The sequence below is a fragment of the Arthrobacter nitrophenolicus genome (assembly GCF_000332815.1).
Lineage (GTDB): Bacteria > Actinomycetota > Actinomycetes > Actinomycetales > Micrococcaceae > Arthrobacter > Arthrobacter nitrophenolicus.
In genome coordinates this window covers 20,383-34,337 of sequence record NZ_AOFD01000012.1, presented here as the reverse complement: position 1 = coordinate 34,337, position 13,955 = coordinate 20,383, and the positions used below count along the sequence as shown (strand labels likewise).

Sequence of the window (13,955 nt, the reverse complement as noted above, 5' to 3'; positions counted from 1 at the left end):
CCGCCCTATACCCGCTCCAGGTAGACCGCACAGTCGACCGGTACCTCCTGCACCGCAGCCAGCTCTTCGGCGGGAACAGGTCCACTGGCCAGAGCCACCCTGTATCCCGCGGGAATGGGAGCCGACGCGAATCCCATGTTCGCCAGGACCAGGACATCCCCGTTGCGGAACGCCAGCACCCCGGCGTCCGGTGCATGGAGGTCGTCCCATTCCAGGCTGCCCAGGCCCAGCCTGCGCCCCGAGCGGAAGGCCAGGGCAGCTTTGTAGAGCTCCAGGGTGGAGCCCTCCTCTCCTTCCTGCTGGTCTGCAGCAAGGGGTCCGAAACTCTCCGGCTGCGGCAGCCATGGCTGTGCCTGGCTGTGCCGGGACGAGAAGCCGTAACCGGGCAGGTCGGCGGCCCAGGGCAGCGGCACCCGGCAGCCGTCCCGGCCAATCTCGGCACCCTTCGTGCGGAAGAAGGTGGGATCCTGCCGGGCTTCAGCCGGAAGAGTGGCGTGTTCCGGAAGGCCCAGTTCCTCGCCCTGGTACAAGTACGCAGAACCCGGCAGCGCCAGGGACACCAGCGTGGCGGCGCGGGCCCGGGCCAGTCCCAGGGCGGAGTCCGGCTGCTCATCATCCGCGGCCAGCCCCTTGGGAAATGTCGTCGGGTCGGAAAGCCCGAACCGGGTGGGATGCCGCACGGTGTCATGGTTGCTCAGCACCCAGGTGCACGGTGCCCCCACTGAGGAGGCCGCTGCCAGGGACGCGTCGATGGCGGCCGCCATCCGCTCCGCATCCCAGCCCGCGAGCAGGAAATCGAAATTGAAAGCCTGCTGCATCTCGTCCGGCCGCACGTAGCGGGCCAGCCGTTCCGCCGGTTCCACCCAGGCTTCGGCCACCATCATCCGGTCGCTGCCGTACTCCGCCAGCACCCGGTGCCAGTTCCGGTAGATGTCGTGCACGCCCTCCTGGTCGAAGAAGGGCGACGGCGGGTAGACCGGGGAGACGGCACGGTGCGGTTCCTCGGCGTCGGTATGTGCGCCCGGCGCGTCACCGGGCGGCAGCGCCAGGCTGTGCGTTCCTTCCACCATGGACGCCGCACCGTCCCAGTCGGGAAGGCCCTTTTCCTTGACCATGCCGTGCGCAACGTCCACCCTGAAACCGTCCACGCCACGGTCCAGCCAGAACCGGAGGACGGAACGCATCTCCTCGTGGACCTCGGGATTCTCCCAGTTGAGGTCGGGCTGCCTGGTGTCGAACAGGTGGAGGTACCATTCACCGGGCGAACCGTCCGGTCCCGCAACCCGGCTCCACGCCGGGCCGCCGAAGATCGACTTCCAGTTGTTGGGTGCCCGGTTGCCGTCCCCGGACCCCGGCACGCTGTCCTTCCCGGGACGGAAGATGTAACGGTCCCGTTCGGGGGAGCCGGGCGCAGCCCTGAGGGCAGCCTGAAACCAGGCATGCTCATCGGAGGTGTGGTTGGGAACCAGGTCCACGATGACCTTCAGGCCCCGGCTGTGAGCATCCTGCAACATTGCATCGAAGTCGTCGAGGGACCCGAAGAGCGGGTCCACCTGACGGTAGTCCGCAACGTCGTACCCGCCGTCGGCCTGCGGCGACTTATAGAAGGGGGAGAGCCAGACGGCGTCCACTCCCAACTTCTCGAGATAAGGCAGGCGTTCCGTCACACCGCGCAGGTCACCCATGCCGTCCCCGTTTCCGTCAGCGAAGGAACGCGGTAGATCTGGTAGACGACGGCGTCTGCCCACCACTCCGGCCGGGCCTGGCCGGAAGCGGGAACGGCCTGGTTGGACATTTGGTTCCCCTTAGGTAACTTTTTGATGTAAACGCTTGCATTGCACGCAGCAACATTACTAGTGTGACAGTCACCACATCAACCTCACCTAGCAAGCGCACTGTCGACTTACTTGTCACTCAGCGAGGAGCTTCAAGCTAATGAAAACCCCTAGATTCCTTCTTCCGGTCGCCACTGCCGGCGTCCTGGCCCTGTCCCTGTCCGCATGTGCGGGCGGTGGCGGCGGAACCACGGGCGGTGGCGGCGGCGACGCCGAGGCAAACCTTGACAGCCGGGGTCCCATTACCTACGTGCAGGGCAAAGACAACAGCAACGTGGTCCGTCCGCTGATCGAGAAGTGGAACGCTGCGCACCCGGACGAGAAAGTCACGTTCAAGGAGCAGACTGACCAGGCTGACCAGCAGCACGATGACCTGGTGCAGAACTTCCAGGCCAAGAATGCCGACTATGACGTCGCAAGCGTGGACGTCGTCTGGACTGCCGAATTCGCCGCAAAGGGCTGGCTGCAGCCGCTCAAGGACAAGATGGCGATCGAAACCACGGGCATGCTTGAGCCCACGGTTGAGGCTGGTTCCTACAAGGGGACCCTGTATGCAGCCCCGGTTTCCTCCGACGGCGGCATCCTCTACTACCGCAAGGACCTGGTTCCCGAGCCGCCCAAGACCTGGGACGAAATGATGGAGATGTGCTCCATCGCCGAGGCCAACAACATGGGCTGCTACTCCGGCCAGTTCAAGCAGTATGAAGGCCTGACGGTCAATGCTTCCGAAGCCATCAACTCAGCCGGCGGTTCCGTCCTTAACGACGAGGGCAAGCCGAACCTGAACACCCCCGAGGCCGAGGAAGGCCTGAACAACCTGATCGAGGCCTTCAAGAACGGGAACATCCCTGCTGAGGCCATCACCTACCAGGAAGAGGAAAGCCGCCGCGCTTTCCAGGAAGGCAAGCTGCTGTTCCTCCGCAACTGGCCTTACGTCTACAACCTGGCCACCACCGAAGGCTCCTCCCAGGTTAAGGACAAGCTGGGAATGACTGCCCTCCCCGGCAAGGACGGCCCGGGCGCTTCGTCCCTGGGTGGCCACAGCGCCGCCATCAGCGTCTACTCGGACCACAAGGCCACGGCCCTGGACTTCGTGAAGTTCCTGATCGAGGAAGAGCAGCAGAAGTTCTTTGCAACCCAGGGTTCCCTGGCTCCTGTCTTCGGCTCCCTGTACGAGGACCAGGAACTGGTCGCCAAGCTTCCGTACCTGCCGGTCCTGAAGACCTCCATCGAGAACGCTGTGCCCCGTCCGGTCACCCCGTTCTACCCTGCAGTCACCCAGGCAATCCAGGAGAATGCCTACGCGGCCCTGAAGGGTGAAAAGCCCGCCAAGGACGCACTGTCCGACATGCAGAAGTCCATCGAGTCCGCTGGCGCAGGATCGCAGTAAATCATGGCAACCGAATTGGGCCCGACGCCGGTCAAGAAGCCGGCGTCGGGCGCGCCCGATGTACATCACGGTCCCAAGGGCGTAGGCGAAGACAACGCCATCCTCAGCCAGGGCAAATGGGCCTCCTGGCTGCTGGCACCCACCATCATCGCCCTGGGCATCGTGATCGTTTACCCGATCATCAGCGCCATCGTGATGTCCTTCCAGAAGGACGCGGGACTGGACCCTGCCACCGGCCTCTTCACCGCAGGCGGACCGGCCGGTATCCAGAACTACGTGAACTGGCTTGGACAGCAGTGTGCAGCACCGGGCGGCGGCACCGTCGCCTGCCCGCCGGGCACCCTGGGCGGCCAGTTCTGGACCGCCACGGGCACCACCTTCCTCTTCACGGTGATCACCGTAGCCTTCGAAACCGTCCTCGGTTTCTGGATGGCCATGATCATGGCACGCACCTTCAAGGGCCGCAGCCTGGTCCGTGCGGCCGTGCTGGTGCCGTGGGCCATCCCCACCGCCGTCACCGCCCAGCTGTGGCTGTTCATGTTCGACTTCAACGGCATCATCAACAAGCTGTTCAACGCCTCCATCCTCTGGACCGGCAGCGAATGGCCGGCCAAGTGGGCAGTGATTATTGCCGATACCTGGAAGACCACGCCGTTCATGGCGCTCCTGATCCTTGCCGGCCTGCAAATGATCCCCGCAGAGGTCTACGAGGCATCAAAGGTTGACGGTGCCAGTGCTTGGCAGCGCTTCCGCCTGATCACTTTGCCGCTGGTGAAGCCGGCGCTGATGGTTGCCATCCTGTTCCGCACCCTGGATGCCCTCAGGATGTTCGACCTTCCGTACATCCTGACCGGTGGTGCGAACAACACCACCACGCTGTCCATCCTGGTGATCAACCAGATCAGGCAAGGCTTCAACTCTGCGGCCGCGCTCTCCACCATCACGTTCCTGATCATCTTCCTGGTGGCGTTCATCTTTGTCCGCTTCCTTGGCGCGAATGTTGTGGAACAAAGCGGAGCCACCGGTAAGGGGAAGAAATGACAACCACAGCCGCTTCCGCCAATTTACGGGCGCAGCAGGACAAGGGCCGCAAGGCTTCGCAGAACCGGGAAAAATGGGCGAGCGTCCGGACCTACATCAGCGCTGCCGTCATCCTGATCTGGTGCCTTGCGCCGGCGTACTGGATGGTCGTAACGGCCTTCCGTGAAGTCGGGTTCACCTACGACACCACGCCCTGGCCCACGCACGTGACGCTTGACAACTTCATCACGGCGTTCGACACCTCGTTCGGCAACAAGTTCGGCCAAGCACTGCTGAACAGCATCATCATCGGTGTGACCGTCACCGTGGTTTCGCTGATCATCGGCGTGTTCGCGGCGTACGCCCTTGCACGCCTGAACTTCCGGTTCAAGTACCTGGTGCTGGGCTTCATCCTGGGCGCGTCCATGTTCCCGGGCGTTGCCTTATCACCCCGCTGTTCCAGCTGTTCACCAACATCGGCTGGATGGGCACCTACCAGGCGCTGATCATCCCGAACATCTCCTTCGTCCTGCCGCTGACGGTCTACACGCTGACCTCCTTCTTCCGCGAGATGCCGTGGGAGCTTGAAGAATCAGCGCGCGTCGATGGCTGCACCCAGGGGCAGGCGTTCCGGAAGGTGATCATGCCGCTGGCCGCACCGGCCATCTTCACCACCGCCATCCTTGCTTTCATCTCCTCCTGGAATGAGTTCCTGATCGCCAGCCAGCTCTCCAATGAGGCCACGAAACCGGTGACGGTTGCCATCGCCAGCTTTGCCGGCGCGCAGCCCAACCAGATTCCGTACACCGCGATCATGGCCGCGGGCACCATCGTCACCATTCCGCTGGTGATCCTGGTGCTTGTGTTCCAGCGCAAGATCGTGGCCGGCCTGACTGCGGGTGCAGTCAAGTGACCCGCGATGCTTCCCGCTCCCGCTCCACGGGGGCGGGAAGCGACCGCAGGCGCGTCCGGTCCGGCGAGGACTTTGACATCATCATCGGATTCCTTGGCTTTTGGGCCCTGGTCCTGCTGGTGGTCACGGTCTGGATGGAAGTGACTGCGCAGCCTGCGCTCGGCTGGGCCCTGGGGCTGCTGGCCACACTCCTGGCGCTCTACGGCATGATCCGTTTGCGCCGGAAGCTCCCCGAACGCAGGTAGCCGGGGGAAGGCCATGACCGTCACGGTTTAACGCTGCGTGGCCGGGGAGTGCGAAAATACGAAGGCTCGGGGGCCAGCGCAGGGCGAGCGGCAGCTTCACGCTGCATGGAGTTATTGAGGGGACACGGTGGCACGCACAACAGAAAGATCCCAAAGGGGCGGCCACTCGGGAGTCAGCATCGAGGACGTTGCGGCAGCCGCCGGTGTCTCCACCGCCACAGTTTCCCGGGCCGTCCGTGGCCTGCCCCGCGTTTCGCCCGCCACCCGCGAACGCATCCTTGAAGTAGCCGGGAACCTGGGCTACGTCGCCTCATCCTCCGCGTCCGGGCTCGCTACCGGCCGCACCAAGACCATCGGCGTGCTGGCCCCGTTCGTCAGCCGCTGGTTCTTTTCCAAGGCCATTGAAGGGGCTGACCGGGAACTCCATGCCCGGCAGTACAACCTTTCCCTGTTCAACCTTGGCGGCCATGGCAGCAACCGTGAGCGGCTCTTCAGCAAGACCATGGTCTACAAGCAGATTGACGCCCTGCTGGTCCTCTGTATGGCACTGACGCATGAGGAGCTGGACCACCTTCAGAAGATCGACATCCCGCTGGTGGTGGTGGGCGGACACGTCGAGGAATGCGCCTACATCGGGATTGACGACTACGCCGCAGCTTCCACTGCCGTGCGGCACCTGATTGACCTGGGCCACCGCGATATCGCACTGCTTCACGGTGACGACGAGACGGACCTGAACTTCGACGTTCCGAGGGTCCGGATCCTGGCCTTCAAGGACGTCATGACGGCCGCCGGCCTGCCCACCCGTCCCGAGTGGGACGAATGGGGCGACTTCACGGTCCGCAGCGGGCAGGAGGCTTTCCGCCGGTTATGGGCACGGCCAGGTGCCAAACCCACCGCCATCTTCTGCGCCTCCGACGAGATGGCCATGGGCGTCATCTTCGAGGCCCAGCGCATCGGCGTCCGCGTACCGGAGGAACTGTCGGTCGTGGGGATCGACAACCACGATTTTGCCGACGCCATGGGCCTGACCACCGTGGGGCAGCGGCCCGACGAACAGGCCGAGCTGGCCACCAAGATGCTCCTTGACGAACTGGACGGGCAGGTTGGTGCCGTGAAGTCCGCCGTAGCGCCCCATGAACTGATTGTCAGGAGGACGACGGCGCCGCCCCAGTCGTAGGACTGCGGCACCTGCGGCATGCCCACCCCGGCAGGGGCGGGCGGCGTCAGGACGCGCGCGCCAGCTGCCGGATGGGGATCCAGCGCGAGGCCAGGCGCCGGTAGGCCGCCGCAGCCCCGGTCATGTCGCCCTCCGCGAGGCATTCGATGCCCAGTCGGATGTCCATCGGGGATTCGTCCGGATACACCTTGTCCGCCACGGCACCGTAGTCCAGCTCCACCATCGATTCCACATGGAACTGCTCGAGCCACTCGGTGAGCTGGGCGAGGTCGTCCAGCATGTCCAGGTCCGGGGCCGCCAGGGCCAGGTTGGCAACCGCGTAGCGGGCCCGTTCCAGGGCATCGGTGATCGAAGCCCAGACCCGGACGGTGAGGATGCGGCCGGCCGCCTCCACCACGTCCTTGTGGTCAGACTCCATGAAAAGCGAAAACCAGCTGAACGGGATCCCCCAGGTTGACGCCCGGGTATGCACCCTGATGGAGCCGTCCCGGGCCTTGACCTGGTCGATCCGTTCCTGGTGCTTGTCCCGCTGTTCCTCGGGGATCAGCAGTTCCGCGAGCGGGCCGTGGATCCCCTCCATCAGCGCGTTGGCTGCCAGGCCGGCACGGAGGACCAGCTGGCTGGGGCAGTACAGCAGCACCGGCTCGGCGTCAGCGCCGTCGTCGGCGGCTCCGCCCTGGGACGCCGGGGCGGTGGTGACCCGCACCAGGTCGGTGCGTCCGGTGGGAAACGGGTCACCGCCTGAACGCGTGATGCGCCCCAGCGAGGCGAGCAGTTCGGCGTTTTCGACGGCGGCACGCGAGGCTGTGCGTGCACCCGCCGCCTGGATGGCGGCGCGCTGCTCTTCCGGGAACGCGTCCAGCGGCTCGTAGACCCGCAGCGTGGAGGAAAAGGCAGGCCTGCCTGGCCCCGGTAGAGGTTTCCCGTCATCGCGGTCTCCTTGTCTGGGTCCAGGTGGCTGTCATCAATCCGCCAGTTCCACCAGTACGGGGGCGTGGTCCGAGGCGCCCTTGCCCTTGCGTTCCTCGCGGTCAATGGAGGCGCCGGTAACCCGGCTGGCCAGTGCGGGGGAGGCGAGGACAAAGTCGATGCGCATGCCCTCGCGTTTGGGGAAGCGCAGCTGGGTGTAGTCCCAGTAGGTGTAGACGCCGGGGCCGGGAGTGAAGGGGCGCACCACATCGGTGAAGCCCGCTGATTCGAAGGCGTGGAAAGCGGCACGCTCGGGCGGGCTGACGTGGGTGTACCGGTTGTTCACGAACAGGTCGATGTCCCAGACGTCCTCGTCGAAGGGTGCGATGTTCCAGTCGCCCATCAACGCCACCTGGGCCTTCGGGTCCTCGGCCACCAGCCCCTGCGCGTGCGTCTTGAGGCTTTCCAACCATTTGAGCTTGTAGGGCATGTGCTCGTCGTCCAGCGACCGGCCGTTGGGAACGTACAGGCTCCAGATCCGGATGCCGGCGCACGTGGCTGCCATGGCACGGGCCTCCTGTACGGGATCCTTGCCGGCCTTGCCGAAGGAAGGCTGGTCGAGGAAGGTCCGTTCGACGTCCTCCAGGCCTACCCGGGACGCGATGGCCACGCCGTTCCACTGGTTCACACCAAAGTGGGCCACCTCGTAGCCCATCCGCTCAAACAGTTCCCACGGGAAGTTATCGTCCTTGCACTTGGTCTCCTGGATGGCCAGGACGTCGCAGTCGCTGCGCTGAAGCCAGGCTTCGACGCGGTCTGCGCGGGCACGGAGCGAATTTACATTCCAGGTAGCTATCTTCACAGTTCCTAACTTACCGTGGCAGCACTGCAGCAGGTAAAGCAGGACGGGGCCTGCAGGAGTGCCGGCGGAGCGGATGCCCGGCTGATGGAACTTAGTTGGAAGTCCGAGTATATTCGCAACCAGAAATGACCTGGGCCACAAACCGGAACACTGCGAAGGAGCATCAGCCATGGTGCGCGAGCTGTCCCATTACGTCGGAGGCCGGCATGCCGAGGGGAGGTCCGGACGGTTCGGGGACGTCTTCGACCCCTGTACGGGCCGCGTCCAGGCCCGGGTTCCGCTGGCCGGCCGCGACGAGGTGCAGGAGGCTATAGCAGCCGCCGCCCATGCACAGCCAGCCTGGGCCGCCATGAACCCCCAGCGGCGGGCACGGATCCTCCTGAAGTTCGTCGACCTGGTGAACTCGCAGATGGACGAGTTGGCGCGGTTGCTGTCCTCCGAGCACGGCAAGACCGTTGCCGACTCCAAGGGGGACATCCAGCGCGGCCTGGAAGTGGTGGAGTTCGCCGCCGGGGCTCCCCACCTGGTCAAGGGCGAATTCTCCACTGACGCCGGGGCCGGCATCGACATCCATTCACTCCGCCAGCCGCTCGGCGTCGTGGCCGGCATCACGCCGTTCAACTTCCCGGCCATGATCCCCCTGTGGAAGTCCGGCCCCGCCCTGGCCGCTGGCAACGCTTCATCCTCAAACCTTCCGAGCGGGACCCCTCGGTACCGCTCCGGCTCGCGGAACTCTACAGCGAGGCGGGCGTGCCGGACGGCGTGTTCAGCGTGGTCAACGGGGACAATGAAGCCGTGGACGCCATCCTCGAGGACCCGCGGATCAAGGCGGTCGGCTTTGTTGGTTCCACCCCCATAGCCCAGTACATCTATGCGACGGCGGCCGCGCACGGGAAGCGGGCGCAGTGCTTCGGCGGAGCCAAGAACCACATGGTGGTCATGCCGGACGCGGACCTGGACCAGGCTGCGGACGCCCTGATCGGCTCCGGTTACGGCTCCGCCGGCGAACGGTGCATGGCCATCTCCGTGGCAGTGCCGGTAGGCAGGGAAACCGCGGACCGGCTGGTGGAAAAACTCCAGGAACGGATCAAGGACCTCCGGGTCGGCTCCAGCATGCGCCGGATTCGGACTTCGGGCCCGTGGTGTCAGCCGCTGCGAAGGAACGCATCGAGGGCTACATCAGGTCAGGCGTGGACGACGGCGCCACCCTCCTGGCCGACGGCCGCGGGTTCACGGTGGAAGGCTATGAGGACGGTTTCTGGGTGGGTCCCACCCTCTTCGACAACGTCACCCCGGACATGGCGGTGTACCGCGACGAGATTTTCGGGCCCGTCCTCAGCGTGGTCCGGGCGTCCGGCTACGAGGAAGCACTGCGGCTCTGCACGGACAACCCGTACGGCAACGGCGTTGCCATCTTTACCCGCGACGGCGACGCGGCCCGGGATTTCGCCACCCGCGTGGACGTCGGCATGGTGGGCATCAATGTCCCCATCCCGGTGCCCCTGGCCTATTACACGTTCGGCGGCTGGAAGGCGTCCGGCTTCGGCGACCTGAACCAGCACGGCGCGGACGCCTTCCGGTTCTACACCAAGACCAAGACCGTCACTACGCGCTGGCCCTCCGGAATCAGGCAGGGATCCAGCTTCGTCATGCCGGAAGGAAGCTGATGGCGCAACGTGCAACGGACGGGCCGGAGGTGCTGTTCGAACGGCGGGGCGCGCTGGCGGTGATTACCCTGAACAGGCCTCGGGCGGTTAACGCATTGACCGCGGGCATGGTGGGCATGATCCTGGAGCAGCTCACCGCGTGGGCGGACGACGACGGCGTGGCCACCGTCCTGGTCCAGGGCGCCGGAGAGCGGGGCCTCTGTGCGGGCGGGGACATCGTGGCCATCTACGAGGACATCCCGCACGGCGGCCACCGGACTGCTGACTTCTGGCAGTCTGAGTACCGGATGAACTCCCTGATAGCGCGCTACCCCAAACCGTACGTGGCCCTCATGGACGGCCTGGTCCTCGGCGGTGGGGTGGGCATTTCCGCCCATGGTTCCGTCCGCGTGGTCACCGAGCGGACCAGGACCGGGATGCCGGAAACCACCATTGGCTTTGCCCCCGACGTCGGCGGGACCTTCCTGCTCGCCCGTGCACCGGGGGAGACGGGAACCCATGCGGCGCTGACGGGAGCGCACCTGGACGGACCGGACGCCTTGTACCTGGGCCTCGCGGACCATTACGTACCGTCCGCCCGGTTGCCCGGCTTGGTGGCGGCGCTCGAAAGCGAAAGCCCGGAAGCCGCCGTCGGACGCTGTGCCGGGGAGGCCCCGCCCTCCGCCCTGGCGGCCCAGCGGGAGTGGATTGACGCCTGCTACGCGGAACCGGACGCCGGGGATATCGTCCGCAGGCTCCGCTCCTGGCAGGGCAGCGGCGCTGCGGAGTCGCAGCAAGCCGCGGAGGCGATTGAGGCAAAATCGCCGACGTCGGTCAAGGTGACGCTGGAATCGCTCCGCCGTGCCCGCGGATTGAGCCTGGATGAGGCCCTCGCCGAGGAATACCGCGTGGGCCTGCGCTTCCTCGCCGGCGCTGACTTCCGGGAGGGCATCCGCGCCCAGGTGGTGGACAAGGACCGTACGCCGCGCTGGCAGCCGCCCACCCTCGGCGAGGTGCGCCCGGAGCATGTTGCCCGCTACTTCCAGCCGCTGGACGGCGGGGAACTGGATCTTGGTACGGCGTTGGACAGGGTTACAGCGGCAGACCGGCAGTTAAAGGAGACGGACCATGCCTGACAAGTACACCGTGGCGTTCCTGGGCCTGGGACACATGGGCGTTCCGATGGCCGCGAACCTGGTCACGGCAGGGCACAGCGTGGCCGGCTACGACGTCGTGCCTGCCGCGCTCGAGGCAGCCCAGTCCAGGCAGATTCCGGTGGCAGCCGGCGCCGCCGACGCACTCGCCGGTGCCGACGTGGTGCTGACCATGTTCCAAAGCGGCCAGCAGGTGCTCGATGCCTACCGCGGGACCGGCGGCGGGCCCGGCCTGCTGGCGGCAGCCGCGCCGGGCACCATGTTCCTGGACTGCTCCACCATCAACGTTGACGAGGCACGCGAGGCGGCCCGGCTGGCAATCGAGGCAGGACACCGCTCCGTGGACGCCCCCGTTTCCGGCGGCGTGGTGGGTGCCGAGGCGGGAACTTACCTTCATGGTGGGCGCCGGGGACGATGACTTCGAGGCCGTCCGGCCCCTGCTGGAGGTGATGGGAAAGCGGGTGGTGCACTGCGGTGCCCATGGCGCCGGCCAGGCAGCCAAGGTCTGCAACAACCTCATCCTTGGCGTATCCATGATCGCAGTCAGCGAGGCCTTCGTCCTGGGGGAGAAGCTGGGCCTCAGCCACCAGGCACTGTTCGACGTTGCATCGGCGGCCTCCGGCCAATGCTGGGCCTTGACCACCAACTGTCCCGTCCCCGGCCCCGTCCCCACCAGCCCGGCCAACCGCGACTACCAGCCCGGATTCGCCGGTGCGCTGATGGCCAAGGACCTCAACCTTGCCGTCAACGCCCTGCACAGCACCGGCGTGACAGGGCGGATGGGGCAGCTTGCAGCGGAAATCTACGATACGTTTGCCGCGGAAGGCGGTGCCGGCCGCGACTTCTCAGCGATCATCACAGACATCCGGGAAAAGTCCGCCACAGGGGCTCCGGCGGCGCACGGAACGGCTCCGCCACCGGATGCCGCCGGGCCGGGCGCAACAACGGCGGGTACAGCAACGGGTAATGCGCCAACAGCACACGACGACGGGAGTCCTGAATGACGGAGTACCACAACATCCTGGTGGAGCAGCAGGGGCGGGTGGGGCTGGTCACCCTCAACCGGCCGCAGGCGCTGAACGCGCTGAACAAGGCCACCATGGAGGAACTGGTCTCCGCGGTCACCGCGATGGACTCGGACCCCGGGGTGGGCGCCGTGGTGATCACCGGATCCGGCAAAGCCTTCGCCGCCGGCGCCGACATCAAGGAGATGGCGGCGCAGGGCTACATGGACATGTACGCGGCCGACTGGTTCCGCGGGTGGGAGGACCTCACCCGCCTGCGGATCCCCACCATCGCCGCGGTCTCCGGTTTCGCCCTGGGCGGCGGCTGTGAGCTGGCCATGATGTGCGACCTTATCATCGCCGGCGACAACGCCAAGTTCGGCCAGCCCGAGATCAACCTGGGGGTGCTGCCCGGCATGGGCGGATCCCAGCGACTGACCCGCGCAGTGGGCAAGGCCAAAGCCATGGACCTGATCCTGACGGGCAGGTTCATCGGGGCCGAAGAGGCCGAACGCAGCGGCCTGGTGTCCCGGGTTGTCCCCGCCGAGGACGTCGTGGGGGAAGCCCTCAAAGCAGCCGAGGTCATCGCGTCAAAGTCGAAGCCGGTGGCCATGGCAGCCAAGGAGGCCGTGAACGCCGCCTTCGAAACCGGGCTCGCACAGGGCGTCCTGTTCGAGCGCCGGCTCTTCCACTCCCTCTTTGCCACGGAGGACCAGAAGGAAGGCATGGCGGCATTCACGGAGAAGCGCCAGCCGGCTTTCAAGCACCGGTAAGGGCCTGCGACTCCCGGTAGGCCGCGAGATCGCGTTCCATTTCCTCCGCCATCAGGTGGTTGTTGATGACGACGGCGGTCCACGCTGCTGATGCGGCAGAGGCCAGCACCTGCGCCTTCATGTCCGTGACGTTGCCCGCGGCCCAGACGCCGGGAACCGCCGTGGCGCCGTCGGCATCCGTTTCAAGGTAGTCACCGATGCCCATGGGGTGCGGTGACGGGGACAGGCCAAGGCCGGCAAAGGCGTGGACGCGGGCGGAGGTCCGCGCACCCACCACCAGGGCGTCCAGGGCAACCTCGGGACCCCCGGCCAGTGCCACTCCGCGCAGGGCGTCGCCTTCCACCCGAAGTTTCCACGGCGCCGGCGACGACCTTGACGCCCCGCGCTGCCAGTTGTTCGAGCTCCGGTTCCGAGGGAATGGTGCGGTCATTGAGGAACAGGGTGATGTTGCTGCTCCATTGCCGGAACAGCAGTCCCTGGTGAACCGACCACGGCCCGTTGCCCAGGATGCCGATCGCCTGGTCCTGCACCTCCCAGCCGTGGCAGAACGGGCAGTGCAGTACGTCCATGCCCCACCGCTCCCGCAAGCCGGGAATGTCCGGCAGTTCGTCCACCAGGCCGGTGGCAATGAGGAGCCGCCGGCCGCGGAGCCGACTGCCGTCGTCGAGCGTTACCCCAAAGCCCTGCCGCACGTCGCCGGTGGCGGCAGTTGCCTCTCCGCGGAGGATCACTCCGCCGTAGCTCGCCACCTCCGCCCGTCCGGCGGCCAGCAGGGCTGCGGGGCTGATTCCGTCACGGGAGAGGAAGCCGTGGACACCTTGTGCCGGCGCGTTCCGCGGATCACCGCTGTCCACCACCACCACGGACCGGCGGCTTCGACCCAGCATCTGGGCTGCACTGAGGCCGGCGGCACCGCCGCCGACGATGACGACGTCGTAGAAGGGACCACGGGAGCTGGATGGGGCATTTTCAGTCATGGGTCCATGGTCTGCCGAAGGCGTCGGTTTCCGCAAACAACTTTGCC

Annotated in this window: 9 protein-coding genes and 5 pseudogenes; 9 read left to right on the top strand and 5 right to left on the bottom strand. The window is 66.1% G+C overall.

All coding sequences use genetic code 11. The features are described 5' to 3' along the window. Nucleotides 1-5: 5 nt before the first annotated feature. A pseudogene (locus tag G205_RS06220) lies at nucleotides 6-1,795 on the bottom strand (glycoside hydrolase family 13 protein). A gap of 140 nt (nucleotides 1,796-1,935) precedes the next feature. Here G205_RS06220 and G205_RS06215 point away from each other — a divergent pair. The 5 genes and pseudogenes from G205_RS06215 (at nucleotide 1,936) to G205_RS06195 (ending at nucleotide 6,583) form a co-directional block, all read left to right on the top strand. Then, nucleotides 1,936-3,225, top strand: coding sequence for an ABC transporter substrate-binding protein (locus G205_RS06215; protein ID WP_009357225.1), 1,290 nt, complete (start codon nucleotides 1,936-1,938; stop codon nucleotides 3,223-3,225). 3 nt (nucleotides 3,226-3,228) lie between these two features. Further along, on the top strand, nucleotides 3,229-4,266 hold the full coding sequence (locus tag G205_RS06210) for a carbohydrate ABC transporter permease (protein ID WP_009357224.1): 1,038 nt from the start codon (nucleotides 3,229-3,231) through the stop codon (nucleotides 4,264-4,266). Then, nucleotides 4,263-5,158: pseudogene (locus G205_RS06205) on the top strand (carbohydrate ABC transporter permease). Before G205_RS06210 ends, G205_RS06205 begins: the two are co-directional and overlap by 4 nt. Beyond that, the gene (locus G205_RS06200) at nucleotides 5,155-5,403 is read left to right on the top strand and encodes a hypothetical protein (protein WP_009357223.1); all 249 of its coding nucleotides are present in this window, start codon (nucleotides 5,155-5,157) and stop codon (nucleotides 5,401-5,403) included. Before G205_RS06205 ends, G205_RS06200 begins: the two are co-directional and overlap by 4 nt. 127 nt (nucleotides 5,404-5,530) lie before the next feature. Beyond that, complete coding sequence (locus G205_RS06195) at nucleotides 5,531-6,583, top strand: LacI family DNA-binding transcriptional regulator (RefSeq protein ID WP_009357222.1); 1,053 nt, start codon at nucleotides 5,531-5,533, stop codon at nucleotides 6,581-6,583. Nucleotides 6,584-6,629: 46 nt separating this feature from the next. Here the strand turns inward: G205_RS06195 and G205_RS06190 are convergent. Both G205_RS06190 and G205_RS06185 read right to left on the bottom strand, forming a co-directional pair. Beyond that, nucleotides 6,630-7,513: pseudogene (locus G205_RS06190) on the bottom strand (DUF8083 family protein). 34 nt (nucleotides 7,514-7,547) lie between these two features. Further along, a complete protein-coding gene (locus tag G205_RS06185; RefSeq protein WP_009357220.1) occupies nucleotides 7,548-8,354 on the bottom strand; it encodes an exodeoxyribonuclease III in 807 nt (268 codons plus the stop codon). Nucleotides 8,355-8,634: 280 nt separating this feature from the next. Here G205_RS06185 and G205_RS06180 point away from each other — a divergent pair. From G205_RS06180 to G205_RS06165, 4 genes and pseudogenes are all read left to right on the top strand, one after another. After that, nucleotides 8,635-10,021, top strand: a pseudogene (locus G205_RS06180) (CoA-acylating methylmalonate-semialdehyde dehydrogenase). Continuing rightward, complete coding sequence (locus G205_RS06175; RefSeq protein ID WP_009357219.1) at nucleotides 10,021-11,136, top strand: enoyl-CoA hydratase/isomerase family protein; 1,116 nt, start codon at nucleotides 10,021-10,023, stop codon at nucleotides 11,134-11,136. The pseudogene G205_RS06180 and the gene G205_RS06175 overlap by 1 nt, the downstream one beginning before the upstream one ends. Beyond that, nucleotides 11,129-12,158 (top strand): annotated as a pseudogene (mmsB, locus tag G205_RS06170) (3-hydroxyisobutyrate dehydrogenase). The gene G205_RS06175 and the pseudogene mmsB overlap by 8 nt, the downstream one beginning before the upstream one ends. Continuing rightward, nucleotides 12,155-12,931: an enoyl-CoA hydratase gene (locus tag G205_RS06165; protein ID WP_009357218.1), complete on the top strand. Its 777-nt coding sequence runs from the start codon at nucleotides 12,155-12,157 to the stop codon at nucleotides 12,929-12,931. The pseudogene mmsB and the gene G205_RS06165 overlap by 4 nt, the downstream one beginning before the upstream one ends. Here G205_RS06165 and G205_RS22570 read toward each other — a convergent pair. Together G205_RS22570 and G205_RS06160 are read right to left on the bottom strand one after the other, a co-directional pair. Next, nucleotides 12,918-13,136 (bottom strand): hypothetical protein, encoded by a 219-nt coding sequence (locus G205_RS22570; RefSeq protein WP_235046804.1) that lies wholly within the window; start codon nucleotides 13,134-13,136, stop codon nucleotides 12,918-12,920. The genes G205_RS06165 and G205_RS22570 overlap by 14 nt on opposite strands. Further along, entirely contained in the window at nucleotides 13,123-13,908 is a 786-nt protein-coding gene (locus G205_RS06160) for an NAD(P)/FAD-dependent oxidoreductase (protein ID WP_235046803.1), read from the bottom strand. Before G205_RS06160 ends, G205_RS22570 begins: the two co-directional genes overlap by 14 nt. Between the last annotated feature and the right edge of the window lie 47 nt (nucleotides 13,909-13,955).